At 69.9% G+C, this 20,006-nt stretch carries 17 protein-coding genes; 8 read left to right on the top strand and 9 right to left on the bottom strand.

Annotated features, from left to right (window positions below; translation table 11 throughout):
• Positions 1-17 precede the first annotated feature (17 nt).
• Positions 18-821: a sulfite exporter TauE/SafE family protein gene (locus tag BN1197_RS00775; protein WP_040155312.1), complete on the top strand. Its 804-nt coding sequence runs from the start codon at positions 18-20 to the stop codon at positions 819-821.
• A gap of 37 nt (positions 822-858) precedes the next feature.
• On the opposite strand, the gene BN1197_RS00770 is transcribed toward BN1197_RS00775, so the two are convergent.
• Positions 859-1,869: a LacI family DNA-binding transcriptional regulator gene (locus BN1197_RS00770; RefSeq protein ID WP_245851770.1), complete on the bottom strand. Its 1,011-nt coding sequence runs from the start codon at positions 1,867-1,869 to the stop codon at positions 859-861.
• Positions 1,870-2,011: 142 nt separating this feature from the next.
• Between BN1197_RS00770 and BN1197_RS00765 the strand changes: the two genes are divergently transcribed.
• Positions 2,012-2,782 (top strand): SDR family oxidoreductase, encoded by a 771-nt coding sequence (locus BN1197_RS00765; RefSeq protein ID WP_052465814.1) that lies wholly within the window; start codon positions 2,012-2,014, stop codon positions 2,780-2,782.
• A gap of 51 nt (positions 2,783-2,833) precedes the next feature.
• Positions 2,834-4,018, top strand: coding sequence for a phytanoyl-CoA dioxygenase family protein (locus tag BN1197_RS00760; protein ID WP_040155309.1), 1,185 nt, complete (start codon positions 2,834-2,836; stop codon positions 4,016-4,018).
• 206 nt (positions 4,019-4,224) lie between these two features.
• Here BN1197_RS00760 and BN1197_RS00755 read toward each other — a convergent pair whose 3' ends face one another.
• Entirely contained in the window at positions 4,225-5,526 is a 1,302-nt protein-coding gene (locus tag BN1197_RS00755; protein ID WP_040155307.1) for an ISL3 family transposase, read from the bottom strand.
• A gap of 1,176 nt (positions 5,527-6,702) precedes the next feature.
• Here BN1197_RS00755 and BN1197_RS00750 point away from each other — a divergent pair.
• The 4 genes from BN1197_RS00750 to BN1197_RS00735 all read left to right on the top strand — a co-directional run bounded on the left by BN1197_RS00750 (position 6,703) and on the right by BN1197_RS00735 (position 11,020).
• Complete coding sequence (locus tag BN1197_RS00750) at positions 6,703-7,926, top strand: NnrS family protein (protein ID WP_082043495.1); 1,224 nt, start codon at positions 6,703-6,705, stop codon at positions 7,924-7,926.
• A gap of 241 nt (positions 7,927-8,167) precedes the next feature.
• The gene (locus BN1197_RS00745) at positions 8,168-9,058 is read left to right on the top strand and encodes a sugar phosphate isomerase/epimerase family protein (protein WP_217991123.1); all 891 of its coding nucleotides are present in this window, start codon (positions 8,168-8,170) and stop codon (positions 9,056-9,058) included.
• A 63-nt stretch (positions 9,059-9,121) separates the two neighbouring features.
• Complete coding sequence (gene iolG / locus BN1197_RS00740; RefSeq protein WP_040155304.1) at positions 9,122-10,117, top strand: inositol 2-dehydrogenase; 996 nt, start codon at positions 9,122-9,124, stop codon at positions 10,115-10,117.
• Between the two features lie 33 nt (positions 10,118-10,150).
• On the top strand, positions 10,151-11,020 hold the full coding sequence (locus BN1197_RS00735; RefSeq protein ID WP_040155303.1) for a TIM barrel protein: 870 nt from the start codon (positions 10,151-10,153) through the stop codon (positions 11,018-11,020).
• Positions 11,021-11,099: 79 nt separating this feature from the next.
• Here BN1197_RS00735 and BN1197_RS00730 read toward each other — a convergent pair whose 3' ends face one another.
• Positions 11,100-12,530 (bottom strand): sugar porter family MFS transporter, encoded by a 1,431-nt coding sequence (locus tag BN1197_RS00730; protein WP_040155302.1) that lies wholly within the window; start codon positions 12,528-12,530, stop codon positions 11,100-11,102.
• Between the two features lie 365 nt (positions 12,531-12,895).
• On the opposite strand from BN1197_RS00730, the gene BN1197_RS00725 reads away from it, so the two are divergent.
• Positions 12,896-13,117 carry a hypothetical protein gene (locus BN1197_RS00725; RefSeq protein ID WP_040155301.1) on the top strand — a complete coding sequence of 74 codons (222 nt, stop codon included), beginning with the start codon at positions 12,896-12,898 and terminating at the stop codon, positions 13,115-13,117.
• Positions 13,118-13,268: 151 nt separating this feature from the next.
• On the opposite strand, the gene BN1197_RS00720 is transcribed toward BN1197_RS00725, so the two are convergent.
• The 6 genes from BN1197_RS00720 to BN1197_RS00695 all read right to left on the bottom strand — a co-directional run bounded on the left by BN1197_RS00720 (position 13,269) and on the right by BN1197_RS00695 (position 19,598).
• Entirely contained in the window at positions 13,269-14,201 is a 933-nt protein-coding gene (locus BN1197_RS00720; protein WP_040155300.1) for a sugar phosphate isomerase/epimerase family protein, read from the bottom strand.
• A gap of 1 nt (position 14,202) precedes the next feature.
• Positions 14,203-15,363 (bottom strand): Gfo/Idh/MocA family protein, encoded by a 1,161-nt coding sequence (locus BN1197_RS00715; RefSeq protein ID WP_040155298.1) that lies wholly within the window; start codon positions 15,361-15,363, stop codon positions 14,203-14,205.
• Positions 15,360-16,379: a Gfo/Idh/MocA family protein gene (locus BN1197_RS00710; protein WP_082043501.1), complete on the bottom strand. Its 1,020-nt coding sequence runs from the start codon at positions 16,377-16,379 to the stop codon at positions 15,360-15,362. Before BN1197_RS00710 ends, BN1197_RS00715 begins: the two co-directional genes overlap by 4 nt.
• 156 nt (positions 16,380-16,535) lie before the next feature.
• Entirely contained in the window at positions 16,536-17,429 is an 894-nt protein-coding gene (locus tag BN1197_RS00705) for an ATP-binding cassette domain-containing protein (protein WP_040155296.1), read from the bottom strand.
• Complete coding sequence (locus tag BN1197_RS00700; RefSeq protein ID WP_082043494.1) at positions 17,426-18,598, bottom strand: ABC transporter permease; 1,173 nt, start codon at positions 18,596-18,598, stop codon at positions 17,426-17,428. Before BN1197_RS00700 ends, BN1197_RS00705 begins: the two co-directional genes overlap by 4 nt.
• Before the next feature lie 4 nt (positions 18,599-18,602).
• Complete coding sequence (locus tag BN1197_RS00695) at positions 18,603-19,598, bottom strand: substrate-binding domain-containing protein (RefSeq protein ID WP_040155294.1); 996 nt, start codon at positions 19,596-19,598, stop codon at positions 18,603-18,605.
• Between the last annotated feature and the right edge of the window lie 408 nt (positions 19,599-20,006).

Genomic DNA, 20,006 nt, shown 5'->3' with positions numbered 1-20,006 from the left:
ACGCGGGAGGAGACCCGATGGACCTGGGTGTCGACCTGACCGGGTGGTTGGTGCTGGCGTTCGGCGCGTTGCTCGTCGGGTTCGGCAAGACCGCGATCGGCGGGGCGGTGACGATCTCGGTCATCGCGTTCGCCACCGTTCTCCCGACCCGGGAGTCGACGGGCGCCCTGCTGCTCCTGCTCCTGCTCGGTGACGCGATCGCCGTGTGGACCTACCGTCGCGACGCCGACCTGCCCCTGCTCAGCCGGCTCATCGCGCCGGTGCTCGTCGGGGTGCTCGCCGGCGCGGCGTTCCTGCAGTGGGCGCCGAGCGGGTGGATCGCTCCGCTCATCGGCGGCATCGTCGTCGTCATGTCGCTCATGGAGATCGGGCAGCGACTCGCGCGGGTCCGGGCCCGACGGCGTCGCGCTCGCTCTGCCGGCGACTCGCAGGCTCCTGCCGCCGTTCCCCCGTTGACCGATGCGCACTCGCGCACCGCCGGTCACACGTTTGGGAGCCTGGCCGGGTTCACGACGATGGTGGCGAACTCCGGCGGACCGGTGATGAGCCTCTACCTCGTGCGCGCCGACCTGCCCGTGCGCGGTTTCGTGGGGACGTTCGCGTGGTTCTTCGCCGTGGTCAACCTCATGAAGCTGCCCTTCAGCATCGGCATCGGCCTCGTGCGGCTCGAGCGGTTCGGCCTATTGCTCTCACTCGTGCCGCTCGTGCTCCTGGGGGCGGCGCTCGGCCGCTGGCTCATCGGACGCATCCGCCGCGACGTCTTCGAGTGGACGATCCTGCTCGTCGCCCTGGCCTCCGGTGTCGTCCTCGCCCTGCGCTGACCTGCCGGAACACGACGCCACGCTCCCGCCTCGTTCGTCACAGTCGGGAGGGGATGTTGTGCGGGGTGACGACGCCGACCGGGGTGGCGAGTGAGGCCGGCGCTCCAGGGAGCAGTCCCTGCAGCTGCAGTACCGCCTTGATCGCGCGACGGGCGTCGACGCGCACGTCGTGGTGCAGCACGGCGGTGAGACGACCGGCGCGGAGCAGGTCGAGGTTGTCGCTGTCGAGGTCGTGAGCGACGAACGCCCGCAATGAGATCCCCGCCTCGTCGAGCGCCGTTAGCACTCCGCGGTTCGCGCCGCCGGGCGAATACACCGCGAGCACGGGTGCATCGACGTCGGCGACGGCTGCCCGCACGAGGTCGACGATCGTCGCGTCGAGGCCGTCCGAGCCGTCGATCGTCACGGCCTGCCAGCGCGGCCGCTGGGTCGAGATCGCCTCGACGAAAGCCGTGGCCCGGGTCTCCTCGCCGGTGAACATCGCGCGGCTCACCGGCACGAGGACGACCCCATCGGTGTCGGACACGATCGTCGACAGCAGGTACGCGGCCGTCCGACCCGCCGAGTCGTGGTCGAGCCCGACGGCCACGTGACGCCGGGTGCCTCGCAGATCGGTCGCGAGCGTGACGACCGGGATCCCGGCCTCGACGAGCGCGTCGACCGCGGCCCGCACCTCGGGATGGTCGGGTGCCTTGACGAGCACACCGTCGCTCCCCCGGTGCCGCAACCGATCGAGCACCGCGGCCGCGCGCGCCGGGTCGACGGTCTCCTCCAGGTGGGAGCGCAACCGGATCACCGCAGGCCGAGCGTTGCCGGCCTCCGCCTCCAGAGCGTCGTGGACGAGCGCGGTGAATCTCACGGGCGCCTGCATGACGAGGTCCAGCACGAGATGACGGCCGGTGAGACGCACCTGCTCGGCCTGCCGGTCGAGTTCGGCGATCGCCCGTTCGACGGCTCGCCGCGCCGGCGCACTGACCCCCCGCCGGTCGTGCAGCACTCGGTCGACCGTCGCCTCGGAGAGCTGCGCCTGCACGGCGATGTCGCGCACGCGGTGACGGTGCGGCATCACCGGCTCCGGGAGAGGTCGGCGGATGTCATGAGGTGATTTTGAGGGATTCACCCCCTGGTGACCGCGCAGCGGCGCCGGGATTCTTGAAGGACCCCACCACGAAGGAGCTGCCGTGCCCGTGTTGCCGAACCTGCTGGAGAACAAGGTCGTCCTCGTCGTCGGTGCGACTTCCGGCGTCGGAGCCGGCGTGGCTCGCGCCGCATCGGCGGCGGGCGCGCATGTCGCGGTCGCGGGCCGGACGCGCGACAAGGGCAAGGCCGTCGTCGCGCAGCTCACCGGACCCGGCGTGTTCGTGCAAGGGGACGTCTCCGACGCCGAGGAGGCCCGGCGCCTGGTCACCGACACGATCGCCGAGTTCGGCCGGATCGACTGCCTCGTCAACGCCGCCGGCCTCACGACCCGCGGCACACTGCTCGACACGACGCCCGAGCTCTTCGACGCGCACGTGGCGACCAACCTGCGCGGCCCGTTCTTCACGATGCAGGCCGCGGTGGAGGACATGCGGGACCGTGGCGAGCCCGGCACGATCGTCAACATCATCAGCATCGCCGAGCACGGCGGACAGCCCTATCTCGCACCGTACGTCGCGTCCAAGGCCGGCCTCGCGGGTCTCACGCGCAACGCCGCGTTCGCCCACCGCTGGGACCGGATTCGCATCAACGGCCTGGACATCGGGTGGACCGAGACCGACGGCGAGGCCGCCGTCCAACGCGATGCCCACGGCGCCGGCGACGACTGGGTCGAGAAGGCGGACGCCTCGGTGCCGATGGGCAAGCTCGGCCAGGTCGACGAGATCGCCGAGTTCGTCGTGTTCCTCCTCTCCGACCGCAGCGGTGTCGTCACCGGCAGCGTCATCGACTGGGACCAGAGCGTCCCCGGCGCCCACGACTGACCACGGCATCACTGCCCGCACCTTCGACCTCCGCTCTCGAAAGGAGCCGACATGACCCTCACGACCCGCCACCCGCATCGCCTCTCGAGGCGGGACTGCCGCCTCGACGACCTCGTCGAGATGCTCCGGGCCACGACCGACCCCGCCGACGTGCCGCACGCCGATCGCGTCGAGCAGGGCGTGCCGGTCTACGACGCCGCCGCGATCCCGGCGGCGAGCGGCAGCGAGGCGGACGAGAGGGCCCGTGCCGAGTACGCCGCCGAGATCGCCTCGGTGCTCGCCGACGGCGCCGGGATCGTCGTCTTCACCGGCGCCGTCGACCCGGCGGTCATCGACCCCGTCAGCGCCGCCTTCGAACGGATCATCGCCGAGGAGAAGGCCTCCGGCACCGCGGCGGGTGACCACTTCGCCCGGCCCGGCGCGAACGACCGGATGTGGAACGCCCTCGAGAAACTCGCGGTCACCGACCCCGAGGCCTTCGCCGACTACTACGCCTTCGACGCCCTCGCCCTCGCCGCCGGCGCGTGGCTGGGCCCCGGCTACCAGGTGACCTCGCAGGTCAACATCGTCAACCCCGGCGGTGCGGGCCAGACCGTGCACCGTGACTACCACCTCGGGTTCCAGAGCCCCGACGTCAGCGAGCGCTTCCCCCGCCACGTGCATCTGTTCTCCGGACAGCTCACCCTCCAGGGCGCCGTCGCGCACGTCGACATGCCGCTGGAGTCCGGACCGACGCTCTACCTCCCGCATTCGCAGAAGTACGAGCTCGGCTACCTCGCCTACTGGCTGCCGGAGTTCCAGGAGTACTTCCAGGCCAACCACGTGCAGTTGCCGCTGGCCAAGGGCGACGCCGTGTTCTTCAACCCGGCGCTCATGCACGCCGCCGGCACGAACGTCTCGAGCGACGTGCGCCGCACGGCCAACCTGTTGCAGGTGAGCTCGGCGTTCGGGCGCGCGATGGAATCGGTGGACCGTCGACGTGTCGTCGAGGCGGTGTACCCGGCCCTGCTCGACCGTGCCGAGTCCGGCACGCCACGGGACAAGCTGGTCAATGTGGTCGCCGCGAGCGCCGAGGGCTACGCCTTTCCCACCAACCTCGACCGCGACCAGCCCATCGACGGGATGTCGCCGTCGACGCAGGCCGACCTCGTGCTCGACGCGCTCGACCGCAGGGTCGCGGTCGACGACCTCGCGAGGACGCTGGCCGAGCTCGACGAGCGACACCGCACCCACTGACCTCCGGGCCGGCACGCGCTGGGGACGGGGTGCCACGGAATCCGGAGGCGGGAAACTCGCAGGCGGTAGCCGAGCCGTCACAGGTCGGACGCGACTACCGGCATTCGTCGAATGCACTACGACGGGTCGGAGCAGGAAGCCTCGAGGGAGGAGGCAATCTCACTGTCACGATCGCCAAGGACTCGACGAAACGGGGCTCTTCCCAATCAACGGTGTAGTTGCTGCTTGAAGCCGCCGGTCTCGAGGAGGCTGCGGGCGATGTAGTGGGTGAGGTTGCGAAAGCCCAACGCGATGCCGCGTAGGTGCTCGAGTCGTCCGTTGATGGCCTCGGTTGGGCCGTTGGACGTGCCGGGACGGTCGAAGTAGGCCAGCACGTCCGCGGCGCGCTTGTTCAGTGTCCGGCCCAGTCGAGCGACCTCGGCAAGACCGGCCGGAACACCACGGGCCACGGAGGCGATCAGCGCGCTCATGGTGGCCTTCCCGGCAGTGCGGTCGGGGTCGCGGTAGGCGGCGATCATGCGCTGGTAGACGCTCCAGGTGACCTCGACCGCGACATGACGCTCATCGGCGAACAAGTCAGCCAGCCGGACCTTCTGGCGGTCGGTGAGCAGGTCGGCGCCGGTGTGCAGAGTGCGTCGGGCCCTGTACAGCGGGTCACCGGCGCGGCCCCGTCGGCCGAAGATGTCCTGCTGAGCGCGTTGTCGGCATTCGTCCAAGGCGTCGGCGGCCAGGTGGATCACGTGGAAGGGATCCATCACGGCCGTGACGTGCGGGATCTCCTCGACCACGGCCGTCTTGAACCCGGTGAACCCATCCATCGCGACGACCTCGACCTGTTCCCGCCACGCCTCGTCGCGGCTGGCGAGCCACGTCTTGAAGGCGGCCTTGGAACGCCCTTCAATCATGTCCAACAGCCGCGCAGAACCGGTCCCATCCCGCACACCGGTGAGGTCGATGATGACGGTCACGTACTTGTCCCCGCGGCGAGTGTGACGCCAGACGTGTTCGTCCACGCCGAGCACCTTGACGCCATCGAAACGGGTGTTATCGCTGATCAGGCGCCTGCGTCCTTCGTCCAGGACGGCGGTGTTGGCGGTGTCCCACGCCACCCCGAGCGCTTGCGCTATGCGACTCATCGACAGGTGTGCCACCACGAGTCCTTCGAGCGCCCAGGCCAGAGCTGTCTTGGTGAGCTTGCACCGTGGCGCTGCCGCGGCGTTGATGTCTTGGCGCCACACGTGCCCGCAGCCAGTGCAGCGGTAGCGACGCAGCCGGACCTGCAGAATCGTCGGGCGCCATCCCAGCGGAGCATGGGCCAGTTCCCGCACCGCGCAGTCGCGCACGCGCCCTTCGCAACCGCACCGTCGGCACCAGCGGTCATCGGCGACGACGCGGCAGGCCAGCACTGCCTTGTGCGGAAACAAGCACTGACCGACTGCTTGTAGGCCCAGGTCATCCAGGCCGGTGAAGGTGGTCAGGTCGGGGTCGCTGAAGGTAGCGTCGAACACGTCGAGGTCTTTCGGATGGCTGTGTGAGAACTTCCATCCTCGGAAGACCTCGACGCCTATCCCGGCAGCGACGCGCCCACCCCGGCCCGCTCAGGTGAACACGGCACCTACACCCTCGTCTGGGAAGAGCCCGAAACGGTGGCCGAGACAATGCGTGAGGAAGGGATTCGCGGGCCAGTCCGCGGCAGTGGATGCTCGTGACCACGATCAGTGCCCCCTCGCCGCGCGCGATACCGGACCTGGTCGATCGGAGTTTCGACACGGCGAGACCAACAGGGTACGGACCTCGGACATCACATATCTGCGCTCCGGTGGCCACGACCGGGATTTAGCCGGTGGCGTCCGCCAGCCCGGCACGGACCACGGTGTCACCAGTGACTCAAGGTGATCCCCACCTGACACCCCGTCACCATGCGTACCGCGGTCGTCTATTCATTCCGGACAGTGACAGCGGCCCCATCAATCAGTTTGAGAGTGGAGGGACACCAGAGTTCTTCGGGCTGGGTCCGTCCTTGAGACAGGCTCGGTGCTCGGCGCGGGTCGTCGACGTTGCAGGTGACGACGGTTCCGTCTGGGTACAGAATCTCAGCAGTGATGTAAACCGAAAGGTTGTTGTAGTTGTGCACGACGAATGGGAGCTCGATCGAGTAGGAGATCGAGCTCGCATCTTGGTCTTCCAATGGCCCGAACCACTCGCGTTTGAGGTTCACAGGCGACCCGATGTCATACGCCCTCTCGGTGGTTGCGTCAGTGACTGAAGCAGCAGGTACCCGTTCAACGTGGGGCGTCAACGGATCTTCCTTTGTGCCGCACGCCGTCAGGAAGGGCATGACTAGCAAGAGCATCGAGCAGCGTCGCAGGACCACCACTGGACTCTACCGTCCACTCCTCAGGCGGCCCTCCGAGGGACGGGAGGGGTCTCGGTCTCACTGGCGGATCTGACCGAGGGCTCCAGGCCCGCGTGGCGCAGCGCCCGGTGTAGCGGATAGAGGCGTACTGACGGGGCGCGAGTGCCTCGCGCGTTGGCCACTCCCGCCGGTCGTGTTCCGCGCCTGCCGTCATCGGCCGGCTAAAGGGGTATCGCGGACTCCCATCGTACGGGCGACCTGCTGCCGGTAGGATCGTCGCTGCAGGTCAGAGGCCTGCGCGGATGCATCCGACGGTAGGAGGGATCTCGTGACGACACCGCCGCCGGCGGGGCCCCCGACGACACCGGGAACCCCGGCCGGGCAGGGCACTCCCAGCACGTGGCCGGCCCGCGGCCCGTGGGCGGCGTCCTACCGGGTGCTGTTCGCCCTCCTCGCGGCGTGGGCGGCGCTCGTCGTCCCGCTCTGGTACGCGTTCGGATCCCTGGACCCCTCGCCGCTCGGGTGGCACATCCACGAGATGGTCTTCGGTATCGGAGGCGGTGCCCTCGCCGGCTACCTGCCCACCGCCTGCACGAGCTGGACGGGACGTCCGCCGGTCTCCGGACGGCCCGTCGTCGTGCTCGCCGCCCTCTGGGTGCTCGCGCGGGCGGTGATGCTTGCCCCGGACGTGTCGCCGTGGTTGATCGCGCCGGCAGTGGGCGCGGTGTTCTGGTGGATCGCCGTGCTCGTCGGGCGCGAGATCGCGCGCTGCGGCCGGCCGCTCTCGCAGATCGGCGCCTACCCGGTCTCGCTCGTCGTCTTTTGCGTCGTCGCCGGGGTCGCCTCCGCCCGGCTCGCGGTCGCCGTCCGCACCGGTGCACCGCTCGCGGCGCTCTCCGACCTCGTCGTGCTGCTCTTCACCCTGCTGCTGACCGGTGTCGGCGGGCGGATGGTGCCCGCGTTCCTCAACACCGCCGCCGAACGCCACGACATCGAGCCGATCCCCGTCGATGCCCGGATGCGGCGGGTCGTCCTCGCCGCGATCGTCGTGGCCGGACTCACGACGCCGTGGCGCACGGTCTCGGCCGTCGCCGGGCTCGTCGCGGCGGTGCTCCTCCTCGTCCACATGGCGCGCTGGCCGCTGCGTGCGGTGCGCTACGACGCGCTCGCGACGATGACGCTGGTCGCGTTCGCCTGGCTGCCGGTCGGCCTCGCGTGGTGGGGGCTCGGCCGTCTCGGAGCGCTGGGAACCACGGCGACGACGTTGTCGCACACCCTGACCATCGGCGCCCTCTCCGGGCTCGTCGTCGCGGTGATGTCGCGGGCTCCGGCTCGGCGAGGCGCCGGCCGTCTCCACGTCCGCGTACCGGCGCTCGCGGGGTTCGTCGCGATCATGGTCTCGGCGGGGTTCCGCCTCGCCGATCTCGACGCGGTCTCCGCCGGCTGGTGGTGCCTCGGCTGGGCCCTCGTGTTCGTCGCGCACCTGCCGGCCTTCACCGACCCGATGCCTCGACCGATCTTCAGCGCTCGCCGCTTACCCCGCACCCCCTGACCGCGAGCCCCCCATCCGCTGGGGCAGGCGCTTTCACCCGTACCCGCGCGCCCTCACTCGCCCAGACATGCGGTTTCACCCGTACCCGCGCGCCGGCATCCGCTGGGACAGGCGGTTTCACCCGCGGCCGGCGGTCCGGGGCGAAAGAAGTGCCGCGAGGTACTGACATGTCTGGACAAAAACACATAGCCTGGTGCCGTCCGCAGAACCGACCGCGGCGAGTCCCAACGAAGGAGACCTCGTGTCGACGACCACGCCCGCCGCGCCCCCACCACCCGCGCATGATCGCCTGCTGGCGACGTGCTGGAGCAGTGCCGGCGATGCGGCCTCCGACCGCGCCGACCGGCGCAGCCCGGTGCCACTGCGCAAGCGCATCGAGGCCGCCGCGGCCGCGGGATTCACCGGCTTCGGCCTGCTCTCGGTCGATCTGCCCGGCGCCGTGGCCGAGTACGGGCTGTCGGGCATCCGGACGATGCTCGCCGACAACGGCATCGTCGACCTCGAGCTGGAGGACATCCCGCGCTGGTGGGACGAAGGCTCCGCGCGGGCCGGGTCCGATCGCGTGCGGCACGAGGTGCTCACCGCCGCCGAGACGCTCGGCGCCCGGCACGTCAAGGTCACGCCGGACGGGGACGACGAACCGTGGGACCGCGACGTCTGGGCCCGCCGTTTCGCCGAACTCGCCGCTCAGGCCGACGGGGTCGGCGCCCGGCTCGGGATCGAGTTCTTTCCCTGGGCCAACGTCGCCACCCTCGCCGACGGGTTGCGGCTCGTCGAGGAGGCCGACCATCCCGCCGGCGGCGTGGTCGTCGATGTCTGGCACATCGCCCGCGCCGGGACGTCGCCGGCGGAACTCGCGGCCACGCCACTCGACCGGATCGTCGGTGTCGAGCTCAGCGACGCCGACGAGGAGGTCGTGGGCACGCTCTTCGAGGACACCGTGCACCGGCGCCGCTTCTGCGGCGAGGGGTCCTTCGATCTGCCGGGCATGATCGCCGCACTCCGCCAAGCGGGCTGGCGTGGTCCGTGGGGCGTGGAGATCCTCTCCGACGACTACGTGACGATGCCACCCGCCGCAGCGCTCGACCGCGCCGGGCGCACCGCTCGGGCCGCTTTGGCTCGTCCTTCCTGATCTCCCACCTCGCCGACGACGCCGAACGGCCTCGCAGCGGACTCATCCAGAGAGGAATCCACCATGTTGAACATCGGTCTGCTCGGCTGCGGGCGCATCAGCCAGGTGCACGCCGCGTCGATCACCGCACATCCGCGGGCCGTTCTGGCCGCCGTCTCCGACCCGATCGAGGAGTCGGCCGCAGCGGTCGGGGAGCGCTTCGGCACCCGGTACACGACGGACGTCGAGTCGCTCGTGGAGGATCCCGAGATCGACGCCGTCGTCATCGCCTCACCCACGCCGACGCACGTCGACCTGCTCACCCGGGCCGTCGAGGCCGGCAAGTGGGTGCTGTGCGAGAAGCCCATCGACCTCGACGTCGCCCGCGTCGACGCCTGCCGCGAGCGCATCGGCGACCTCACCGACAAGGTGATGATCGGCTTCAACCGCCGCTTCGACCCGACGTTCGCCGACATCCACGCCCGGGTCGCGGCAGGTCGGTTGGGAACGCTGGAGCAGCTCGTCATCATCAGCCGCGACCCCGCGCCACCGCCGGCCGCCTACGTCGCGGCCTCCGGCGGTCTGTTCAAGGACATGACGATCCACGACTTCGACATGGCCCGGTTCTTCCTCGGCGACGTCACCGCGGTGAGCGCGACCGGCACCAACCTCGTCTCTCCGGAGATCGCCGAGGCCGGCGACATCGACGGCGCCGTCGTCGTGCTGCGCGGCTCGACAGGCGCGGTGTGCACGATCACGAACTCCCGCCGGTGCGCGTTCGGCTACGACCAGCGGCTCGAGGCGTTCGGCGAGCTCGGCATGTTCACCGCCGAGAACCAGCTGCCGACGAGTACGCGGTTCTCCGGCGCCGACGCCACCGAGGTGGCCGCGCCGTACCTCAACTTCTTCCTCGACCGGTACATGCCGGCGTATGCCGCCGAGATCGACGCCTTCGTCACGGCGATCGAGGAGGGCCGCCCGTTCTCCCCGAGTTTCGAGGACGGTCGCGCAGCCCTCGTCCTCGCCGAGGCCGCACAGCAGAGCCTGCGCACCGGCGCCGTCGTCGACGTGCCGGCCTGACCTCCACCCACCCCGAAAGAGAGCAGCACACCGATGAAGATCGCCACCGCACCCTGCAACTGGAACAACGGCGACATCCCCGACTTCCGCCCCTACACCGACCACGCCCGCATGATGGACGAGATGGTCGAGGCCGGCTACACCGCCACCGAGTGGGGGCCGGGCATGCCGGACGACCCCGCGGTCGTGCGCGAGGAGACGGCTGCTCGGGGCCTGTCGATGGTGGGAGCGTTCGTGCGGCTGGGCTACCGCGACCGGGACGCGTGGGACGAGGCCGACGCCGCGGCGCTCGCGGTGGCCGAGCGGGTCAAGGCCGCCGGTGGCTCGATCCTCGTCGCCGCCGAGCTCGGCGACGACCGTCGCGATGCCGAGGCGGGGCACGTGGACGAGTCCCGAGGTCTCACCGACGAGCAGTGGCGCAACCTCGCCGAGGGCCTCGCCCACCTCGCCGACCTGCTCGAACCGATGGGGATGAAGGTCGTGCTCCACAACCACGTGGGCACCTACGTCGAGACGGCCGCCGAGACCCGCCGGTTCCTCGAGGAGACCGACCCCGCGAAGGTCGGCTGGTGCCTCGACGTGGGCCACCTCAAGTACGGCGGCGGTGACGCCCTGGACTTCCTGCCGGAGTTCGGCGACCGCGTCGCCCACGTCCACCTCAAGGACGTCGACCCCGACGTGCTCGCCCGGGCGAAGGCCGAACAGTGGAGCTTCGGAGACGCGCTGCGAGGCATCATCTTCCCCGAGCTCGGCGACGGCATGGTGCCGATCCCCGAGATCGTCGCCGACCTCGAGAAGCGCGGTTACGACGGCTGGTACGTGCTCGAGCAGGACACGACGCACAAGGCACCGGCCGAGGCCGCCGCGATCAACCTGCGCTACGTGCGCGAGCTGGGGTTCTGAGGCGTCGACCCGACACCGAAAGGGCCTCCTCCGCGATTCGCGGAGGAGGCCCTTTCTCGATCAGAGTGAGCGAGTGGCGTCAGCGCCAGTCACCGCGGGAGAAGGACTCCTCGAGCTCCTCGAGGGAGCGTCCGCTCGTGTTCGGCAGGAACTTCACGAGGAAGGCGATGACGACGATGCCGAGCACGAAGAACAGTCCGAAGACCGCCTGCAGGCCGGCCGCGCCGGAGATCACCGGGAAGAGGAACGTGAGGATGGCGTTGGCGATCCACATGCAGAAGATCGAGACGCCCATGCCGAACCCGCGGACCTTGAGCGGGAACATCTCCGACAGGGCCACCCACACCGGTGCGTTGAGCGCCATCTGCATGAAGAACACGAACGTCACCGACAGCACGAGGATGACGATCGCGCGGGTCTGCGTGGCCGGCATCAGTGTCGCGACGAGCATGATGAGGCCGTGGCAGGTCGTCGTCGCGCAGAAGCCGAAGATGATCAGTGTGCGGCGGGGGACGCGGTCGATGACCCAGAAGAGGCAGATCGCGGTGCCGACGACGGCGAGCACGCCGTTGGCGACGTTGGCGACGATCGCCGACTCCGAGCTGAAGCCGGCCTGGGTGAGCATCTGCGTGCCGTAGTACATGATCGAGTTGATGCCGGTGACCTGCTGAGCGATGGCGAGACCGCTGCCGATGATCACGATCCGTCGGATCCACGGGATGGCCATGTCGGCCCAACCGCCGGACTGCGCGACGGCCTCCTCCTTGGCGAGCACCTCGACCTCGCTCATCTCGGCGACGGCGCGCTGCTCGGAGCGGACCGTGCGCAGCACCCCGAGTGCGTCGTCGCGGCGGCCGTGGGAGAGCAGCCAACGCGGTGACTCCGGCATCCGCAGCATGCCGACGAACAGGGCGATCGCCGGCAGCGCGGCGACGGCGAGCATGTAGCGCCACACGCCCTCGTGGTGACCCCACACGTTGGCGATGATGGCGTTGATGATGAAGGCGAGCATCTGCCCGACGACGATCGCGAGCTCGTTGCGACCGCTCAGAGTGCCGCGACGCTCGGTGGGAGCGAGCTCGGCGAGGTAGACCGGCACGGTGACCGAGGCGGCACCGACGGCGAAGCCGAGGACCACGCGAGACACGAGCAGGACGATCAGCTCCGGCGCGAAGACGCAGCCGAGGGTGCCGACGAAGAAGAGCACCGCGATATAGGTGAGCGCCTTCTTGCGGCCGAGAGCGTCGTTCATGCGGCCGCCGATCACGGCGCCGAGCGCGGCGCCCACGAGGAGCGTCGCTGTGACGAGCCCCTCGGTCACCGTCGTCAGGCCGAAGTCGTGGATGAGCGGCTCGAGCGCGCCGTTGATGACACCCGTGTCGTAACCGAACAGCAGACCGCCGAAGGTCGCGACGACGGCGATGAGGTCGAGCCGGCGCTGGTGGGGGCCGGGAGTGTCGGGAGGCAGCGCGATCGGCGCCTGCGCTGAGGTCTGTCCGCCGTTGGACACGGTGTGCTCCTTTGCACGGGAGAAGAAAGGGAATACGAGCACAGTCAACCTCTCCCCCCAGGGACAGTCAACAGATTGTCAGAACAAATGTCGTGCGCGAGGTGTGATGTCGACCGGTCCTATGCCGACGCCCCGACGGCGGCGGGCACGACGACGCAGAAACACCCAGGTCACTCCACCGATCGAAGACGGACGGACGCATGCGGGTCCGATCGGTCACCGGCGTTGTGGTTGACGCGTCACCTGTGCTAGAATCAGTTTGTCAGAACAAAGGGATTGCCACAGCAGCAGCCCTTTCATGTGCACGACGGCCGTGCGGGGAGCGGTCGTCCGGTTCGCCCTCCGCGCGCCACGAGAGGAGAACCATGAGCCTGCTGACCACTCTTCCGCCCACCGTCGACACCCGTCGCCCCGTGCTGAGCCGCGCCACCGCGACCCTGGCGATCGTCGTCGCCCTCTTCACGCTCCTGTGCGTCGTGATGGCGATGACCGTCCACAGTGCCGCTCCGCTGGCGGGCGCGGGTGCCGTCATCGTGGCGGCCATCGCTGCCTCCCTCTACCGACCGGAGCCCGAGGCTCTCGTCTGAGCCGACCCCCCGAGGAGGCAGCTCAATGGAGAGCCGCGACGCCGATCTCGAAGGCCCCTGCTGAAGCCCGGCAGGGGCCTTCTCGCGTCTTCGGGATCGGACGCGTCGACGTGGGGCAGTAACGAGGCGGTGGCCAGGCCGGTCAGCAGCTCTACCTGTTCAGTGCGCCGCGCAGCGTCTCGACCGCGAGCGCGACGGACTCTCGTTGCCCGAGTGAGTAGTCCTCGTTCTCGATCGACAACGGTCCGTCGTAGCCCGCCTCCCTCAGTGCCGTGAGCAGCTCCGCCCAGTCGCTCACCCCGTGAGCGGCACCGACGGCCACGTAGTTCCAGGCCCGCTCGGTGAACTGCTCGTTCGGGGTCGTCTCCAGGCGCGACGTGACCGCCGCCCGCTCCTCGATCCTCGTGTCCTTGGCGTGGACGTGGTGGATCGCGCCCGTGAGCGCCCGTGCCGCGGCGCAGGGGTCGGCACCCATCCACCACAAGTGGCTCGGGTCGAGGTTGGCCCCCACGACGTCACCGACGGCCTCGCGCAGCCGCAGGAGCGAGGGCACGTTGTAGACGAGCTGGTTGGCGTGCATCTCGATCGCGATGCGCACGCCACGCGCGGCCGCTTCGTCGGCCACCGATCCCCAGTACTCCACGGCCCGTTCCCATTGATGGGCGAGCAGTCGGCCGTTCTCCGGCGGCCACACCGTGGTGATCCACGCCGGGAACGAGTCGCCCGGGGCCGCGGGCAGACCCGACATCGCGACGACCGTGCCGACCTCGAACTCCTGCGCGAGGCGGATTCCCGAGCGCAGGACGTGGTCGTCGCGCTCGCCCTCGACGGGGTGCAGCGGGTTGCCGGAGGCGTTGAACGCCTCCAGCCGGAGCCCGCGGCCGGCCACATCGCGGCGCAACGCGTCGCGGGCCGAGGCGTCGTCGAGCAGCGCGGCCAGGTCGGTGTGCGGCGCGCCGGACCAGCCGCCCGCGTCGCCGCCGATGCCGATCTCGACGGTCTCGACCCCCAGGTCGGCGGCGAGGTCGAGGGCGTCGGTGCGGGAGTACTCCGACAGGCTGTCGGTGAGCAGTCCGATCTGCATGTCAGGCGTCCTTCCGGGTCAGTCCGTAGAGGCCGAGGGTGCGCAGGGCCGAGTCGGTCGGGACGTCGCTGTCGGCGAGCCCCACGACTCCCCGGCGGTGCAGGGCGCCGTCGACCGGCAGCGGCAGCGTGACGACCCGGCCGGTGGCGGCCGAAGCGTAGGCGGCGACGGTGGCCTGAAGAATGCGGTCGGCCGCCGCTCCGTCCGCGACCGGTGACCCGTCGCCCGAGATCGCGGCCGCCACGTCGGCGACCGTGTCGCGCATCGCGTCGGCGATGAGCGGCCCGAGCTCCTGCCCGGCAGGCAGGTCGACGGTGCGGGTGCCGGTCTCGGTGGTCACGGTGAGGCGTTCGAACGGCGCCCACGGCATCGTGCCGTCCTCGCGGTAGTGCGCGACCGCCCGCCCCTGGGAGGCGTTGACGGCGACGCCACCCTGGCCGAGGCCCCAGCCCACGTTGACCATGCCGACCCGGCGACCGGCGTGGACCCGGCACAGGGCGAGGCTCTCCACCGCGTCGCCCTCGGCGGCGTCGACCCACGCGTCGACGGCGTCGATCGGCGCACCGAGGAGGTGTTCGGCGAGGTAGACCCCGTGGAGCATGTCCATGAGCACCCCGCCGCCCGAAGCGGCCGGATCCTTGCGCCACTCGGGCCGGTAACCGGCGGCACCCGGGGAGTCGACGACGCCCTGCATGTCGACGGTGACCGTGCGCACCTCACCGATCTCGCCGGAGTCGATGAGCGCGCGAAGCGCCACGACCTCGGGAAAGAAGAGGTAGTTGTGCATGACCGCGAGCACGACACCGGCGCGGCGGGCGGCTCGCACCATCTCGGCCGCGTCGGCGGGGACCGCGGCGATGGGCTTCTCGACGAGGACGTGCTTGCCGGTGACGGCCGCCGCGAGCACCAGGTCGCGGTGCAGGTGTTGCGGTGTGCACACGTCGATCACATCGACGTCGTCGCGCGCGAGCAGGTCGGCGACGTCGGTGTGCACCTGCTCGGGGCGCAGCCCGGCGGCCTCGCGGCCGATCTCCAGACGTTCGGGGGTGGGATCGGCGAGTCCGACGATCTCGTAGGTCTCCGGCAGCGCCCGGTAGGCGGGGACGTGGAAGTTGACGGCGACGTTGCCGCAGCCGACGACGGCGACGCGGATGCGGCTCATGACGCGACCTCCTCCATCGTGACCCATTCACCGGTCGCCGATGCGGTGCGCACGGCCTCCAACACGGCGGCCTGCTCGATCGCGTCGGCGCGTCCGAAGGGATCGGTGTCCTCGCCGCGGATCACGCGGGAGGCGTGCTCCATCTCGAGGCGGTAGGCGTCGTCGTTCTCGGCGTCGGGAGAGAGGTCGAAGACGCCGTCGGGGTCGGCCTCGAACGCCTGTGGGTTCGCCTCGTTCCCTTTCTCGACGACGACGATCCGGCCCGCGCGGCAGAGCCACGGGTCGGGGACGAGGATCGTGCCCCCGGTGCCGATGAGCTCGAGCTCGTCGCGCCGGGGGTGGTCGAGGGCGACGTCGAACTGGGCGCTCGCACCGCCCGGCAGCTCCAACAGGGCGCTCGTGCGCAGGTCACCGCCGTCGGCACCGTCGGCGGTGTCGACGACGCGGGTGGCGGCGACGTGCCGAGGCCGGCCGCCGAACAGGCGTACTGCGCTCACGCAGTAGCAGCCGAGGTCGAGCGACGCGCCACCGCCGAGCGTCCCGGTCCGACGGATGTCCCCCGGTGGCACATCGACGGTGAGTGCGGCACGGATGTGGGCGAGCTCGCCGATCACGCCGTCGGCGAGGAGACGCCGTGCGAGCGCGGTCTGCGGGTGCCGACGCCACATGAGTCCCTCGAGGAGGACGGCGCCGGTGCGCTCGGCCGCGTCGAAACACGCCGCCGCGTCGCCGGGGTTCGTGACGAGCGGCTTCTCGCACAGGACGTGTTTGCCGGCCTCGAGCGCTCGCACCGTCCAGTCACGGTGCATCGAGATGGGCAGGGGGACGTAGACGGCCTCGACCTCGGGATCGTCGAGCAGCGCGTCGTAGCTGCCGTGACTGCGTTCGATGCCCAGCTCGGCGGCGTAAGCGGCCGCTCGCTGCCCGTCGCGACCTCCGACGGCGACGAGTCGTGCGGTCGTGGATCCGGCGATCGCCGCCGCGACCACGCGTCCGATGCCGGCGGTGGAGAGCATGCCCCACCTCACCGGCCGTGCGTTCTCCTGCATGGAAGACCTCTCTTCTCGCAGTAGGGATTCGTGCCCTTCCGGCGACGATCCCCCGGTTCTCCGGCATGCGGACGGGGTCGCCCCGATGCGGGTACGACCCCGTCCGTTGCGGCTCGCGCCGTGTCAGGTCACGCGCGGGAGGGGTCCGGTCGGCGGCTCCACGCCGCCACGCGCGACGGTGCTGGGTTCGACGACCTTGCTCGCGTCGACGCCACGCAGTTCGTGGCTGAGGTCGGCGAGCTCCTTGCCGCCCGCCATCTCGGCCGTGAGGTCGTCGAGGGAGATCTCGTCGCGGTGGGCGTCGAGAACCACCCGGCCGAGCTTGAGGATGACGAAGTGATTGCCCACGAGGTAGGCGTGGTGGGGGTTGTGGGTGATGAACACGACCCCGAGCCCGGCGTCGCGGGCCTTGACGATGTACTTGAGCACGACACCCGACTGCTTGACGCCGAGTGCGGCGGTCGGCTCGTCGAGGATGATGACCTTCGCGCCGAAGTAGATGGCCCGGGCGATCGCGATGCACTGCTTCTGGCCGCCGGAGAGCGCGCCGATGGGCCGGTCGAGGTCGGGGATGACGATCCCCATCTTCGTGAGCTCCTCGCCGCAGATCGCCTTCATCCGCTTGGTGTCGAGGGCCCCGAGTCCGCGCGTCATCTCGTTGCCGAGGAAGAAGTTGCGCCACACGCTCATGAGCGGGGCGAGCGCGAGGTCCTGGTAGACGGTCGCGATGCCGCTCGCGAGCGACTCTCGCGGCGAGGAGAAGTGCCGCAGTTCGCCGTTCACGTGCATCTCGCCGGCGTTGTAGTCGTGCAGCCCGGCCATGATCTTGATGAGGGTGGACTTGCCCGCACCGTTGTCGCCGAGCACGCACGTGACCTCACCCTGGCGCACGTCGAGGGAGACGCCGCGCAGCGCCGAGACGTTGCCGTAGCTCTTTCCGCAGTCCCGCATCTGCAGGATGCTCGTGGTGGGGCCGCCGACGTGGGTGGGAACGGTGTCCGTCTTCACGGGGGTCATCGCGCGTCCGCCTTCTTCTTCACGTACATGTTGACGAGCGTGGCGCCGAGGAGCATGACGCCGAGGAAGGTCTTGAGCCAGTCGACGTCCCAGCCGGCGTAGCTGATGCCGAGGTTGGTCATGCCGTAGATGAGCGCGCCGATCGAGGCACCGACGACGGAGCCGTAACCACCGGTGAGGAGGCATCCGCCGATGACGGCCGCGATGATGTAGATGAACTCGTTGCCGACGCCCTGTCCGGACTGGATGTTGTTGAAGTTGAAGAGCAGGTGCATGCCCACGAGCCAGGCTCCGAACCCGGTGCCCATGAACAGTCCGATCTTCGTGGCCGTGACGGGAACGCCGACGGCGCGGGCCGCTGCGGCGTCGCCGCCGGTCGCGAGGATCCAGTTGCCGACCCGGGTGTGGAACAGCAGGTAGGAGAGCAGGAGGGTGAGCAGGATCCAGTAGACGACGACGATCTGGATCTGCACCCTGCCGATGGTGAAGCTCGAGGCGAACACCGCCTGGGCGCTGTTCCAGCCGTCCATGTCGCTGATCGTGTTCGAGGAGACGCCGCCGGTGACGATGCGGGTGACGGCGAGGTTGACGCCCTGGAGCACGAAGAACGTGCCGAGCGTGACGAGAAAGCTGGGCAGGCCCGTCACCTGCAGCAGCCAGCCGTTGAAGGCGCCGACGGCGAGGCAGAGCACGAGCGAGAGCAGCACGCCCACCCACACGTTGAGGCCGAAGTTCCACGAAAGGTGTGCCGCCGACAGCCCGGCGAACGTGACGACGACGCCGGTGGACAGGTCGAACTCGCCGCCCACCATGAGCAGGGCCACGAAGATCGCGACGATGCCGATCGTGGCAGCGGCGTAGAGGATCGTGCCGATGTTCTCGACGTTGCGGAACGCCGGCGCCACCGCGAAGAACAGCGTGGCGAGGACGACGGCGCCGATGAGGGCACCGACGGCCGGCATGGCGAGCATGAGCTGCACCAGGGACCGGTTCTGGACGCGGTCGTCGGTGGGGGCGGTCTCGTTCAGGGTCGTCTCGGACGTCTGCGAGCCCGCGGCGGGCGGCTCGACGGTGGCTTCCGGACGCACCTGTCTCGCATGCGCGGCGGTGGAGCCGCCTGCACGTGCGGGCTCCCGGGGCCCGGTCGGGGGTGTGGCGGTCGTGCTCATGCGATCACCGGGTGCCGTTCGCCGCGAACTGCGCGACCTTGTCGATGTTCGCGGAGTCGATGAACGCCGGACCGGTGGCGACGTTCTGACCACCGCCGATCGTGTTGCCATTGGTCTTGAAGAGCCACAGCGCGTCGACGGCGAGGTATCCCTGCAGGTAGGGCTGCTGGTCGACCGCCCACTGCACCTTGCCCTGCTTGACCGCGTCGACGAGCTCCTTGTTCGTGTCGAACGTGCCGAGCTTGGCCGAGCTGCCGGCACCGGCGATCGACTTGACCGCGTCGAGCGCGAACGGCGCGCCGAGGGTGACGACCCAGTCGATGCTCTTGTCCTGGGTGAGCTTGGCCTGGATCGTCGTCGTGACGTTGGAGTCGTCGCGGCCGTTGACGTAGACCCGCTCGACCTTGGCACCGGCGGCGCCCTTCGCGACGCCGTCGCAGCGGGCCTCGAGCTGACTCTGCCCCTGCTCCTGGATGACGCAGATGACGTTCTTGCCGCCGGCGTCGGCGACGCGCTTGCCCACGGCCTGGCCGGCATCGGCCTCGGTCTGGCCGAAGTATCCGATGGCGCCGAGACCCATGGCCTCGGGGCCGCCGGTGTTGAACATCGTCACCGGGATGCCCGCTGCGACCGCCTTCTTGATGACGGGCCCGAGGGCGCCGGTGTTCGGGCTCGTGACCGCGATGCCGTCGACCTTCTTGTCGATGGCGGCCTGGACGAGCTGGGCCTGCTTCGTCGCGTCGGGGTCGTTCGTGTACTCGAGCTGGACGTTGTCCTTCTTCGCGGCCGCCTCCGCGCCCTTGCGGATGATGTCCCAGAACGTGTCTCCGGGGGCCTGGTGCGTGATCATCGCGACGGTCATCGACGGGGTGTCGGCCTGGCCCGCGTCGCCGCTCGAGCTCTGCTCCTGCTGCTTGCCGCCGGAGGACGAGCACGCGGTGAGCGTGAGCGCCGAAGCGGCGAGGACGGCCGTGCCTGCGAGTGTGAAGCGACGATTCATGGGTTCTGCCTTTCAAGGGTGCCGCGTGACCGGCGAGGACGGGGCCACCGAGGTGGCGATCACGAAGGGCGGCGTCGAACGAGGTTCGCCCGCACCGACTGGAGTCGAGCTTCTCAGGTGCGAGGTGGTTGCGTCCTCGACCTGGGCAGGATGTCGCCGGGAGGGCCCGGCGCACGAACGGAGCGCCGGGTCTGTGGTCCGGGTCACTCCCATGAGGGGGTGGCATCACAGTGCCCGATTCCCGCCCGGGGGTCAAGGTTTTGTCCGAACATTTTTTCGTCCTGACGTGGGCGACCTGCACACGACACGACCCCCCGGGTGCGTGGGCCAACGGGGGGTCGTTGAACGTTCGGATGGCGAGGGAGACGAGGATGGCGTTCTCCAGCGTGTCCTCGAAGTGTTGCTGCA

Source organism: Mobilicoccus massiliensis (genome assembly GCF_000826525.2).
Taxonomy (GTDB): domain Bacteria; phylum Actinomycetota; class Actinomycetes; order Actinomycetales; family Dermatophilaceae; genus Mobilicoccus; species Mobilicoccus massiliensis.
The sequence above is the reverse complement of the archived record's forward strand: the minus strand, read 5'-3'. Positions and strand labels throughout refer to the sequence as shown.

Coding starts and splice junctions, on each gene's coding strand:
- BN1197_RS00775 (WP_040155312.1), top strand. CDS start 18: ATGGACCTGGGTGTCGACCTGACCGGGTGGTTGGTGCTGGCGTTCGGC.
- BN1197_RS00760 (WP_040155309.1), top strand. CDS start 2,834: ATGACCCTCACGACCCGCCACCCGCATCGCCTCTCGAGGCGGGACTGC.
- iolG (WP_040155304.1), top strand. CDS start 9,122: ATGTTGAACATCGGTCTGCTCGGCTGCGGGCGCATCAGCCAGGTGCAC.
- BN1197_RS00735 (WP_040155303.1), top strand. CDS start 10,151: ATGAAGATCGCCACCGCACCCTGCAACTGGAACAACGGCGACATCCCC.
- BN1197_RS00725 (WP_040155301.1), top strand. CDS start 12,896: ATGAGCCTGCTGACCACTCTTCCGCCCACCGTCGACACCCGTCGCCCC.
- BN1197_RS00720 (WP_040155300.1), bottom strand. CDS start 14,201: ATGCAGATCGGACTGCTCACCGACAGCCTGTCGGAGTACTCCCGCACC.
- BN1197_RS00715 (WP_040155298.1), bottom strand. CDS start 15,363: ATGAGCCGCATCCGCGTCGCCGTCGTCGGCTGCGGCAACGTCGCCGTC.
- BN1197_RS00710 (WP_082043501.1), bottom strand. CDS start 16,379: ATGCTCTCCACCGCCGGCATCGGACGCGTGGTCGCGGCGGCGATCGCC.
- BN1197_RS00705 (WP_040155296.1), bottom strand. CDS start 17,429: ATGACCCCCGTGAAGACGGACACCGTTCCCACCCACGTCGGCGGCCCC.
- BN1197_RS00700 (WP_082043494.1), bottom strand. CDS start 18,598: ATGAGCACGACCGCCACACCCCCGACCGGGCCCCGGGAGCCCGCACGT.
- BN1197_RS00695 (WP_040155294.1), bottom strand. CDS start 19,598: ATGAATCGTCGCTTCACACTCGCAGGCACGGCCGTCCTCGCCGCTTCG.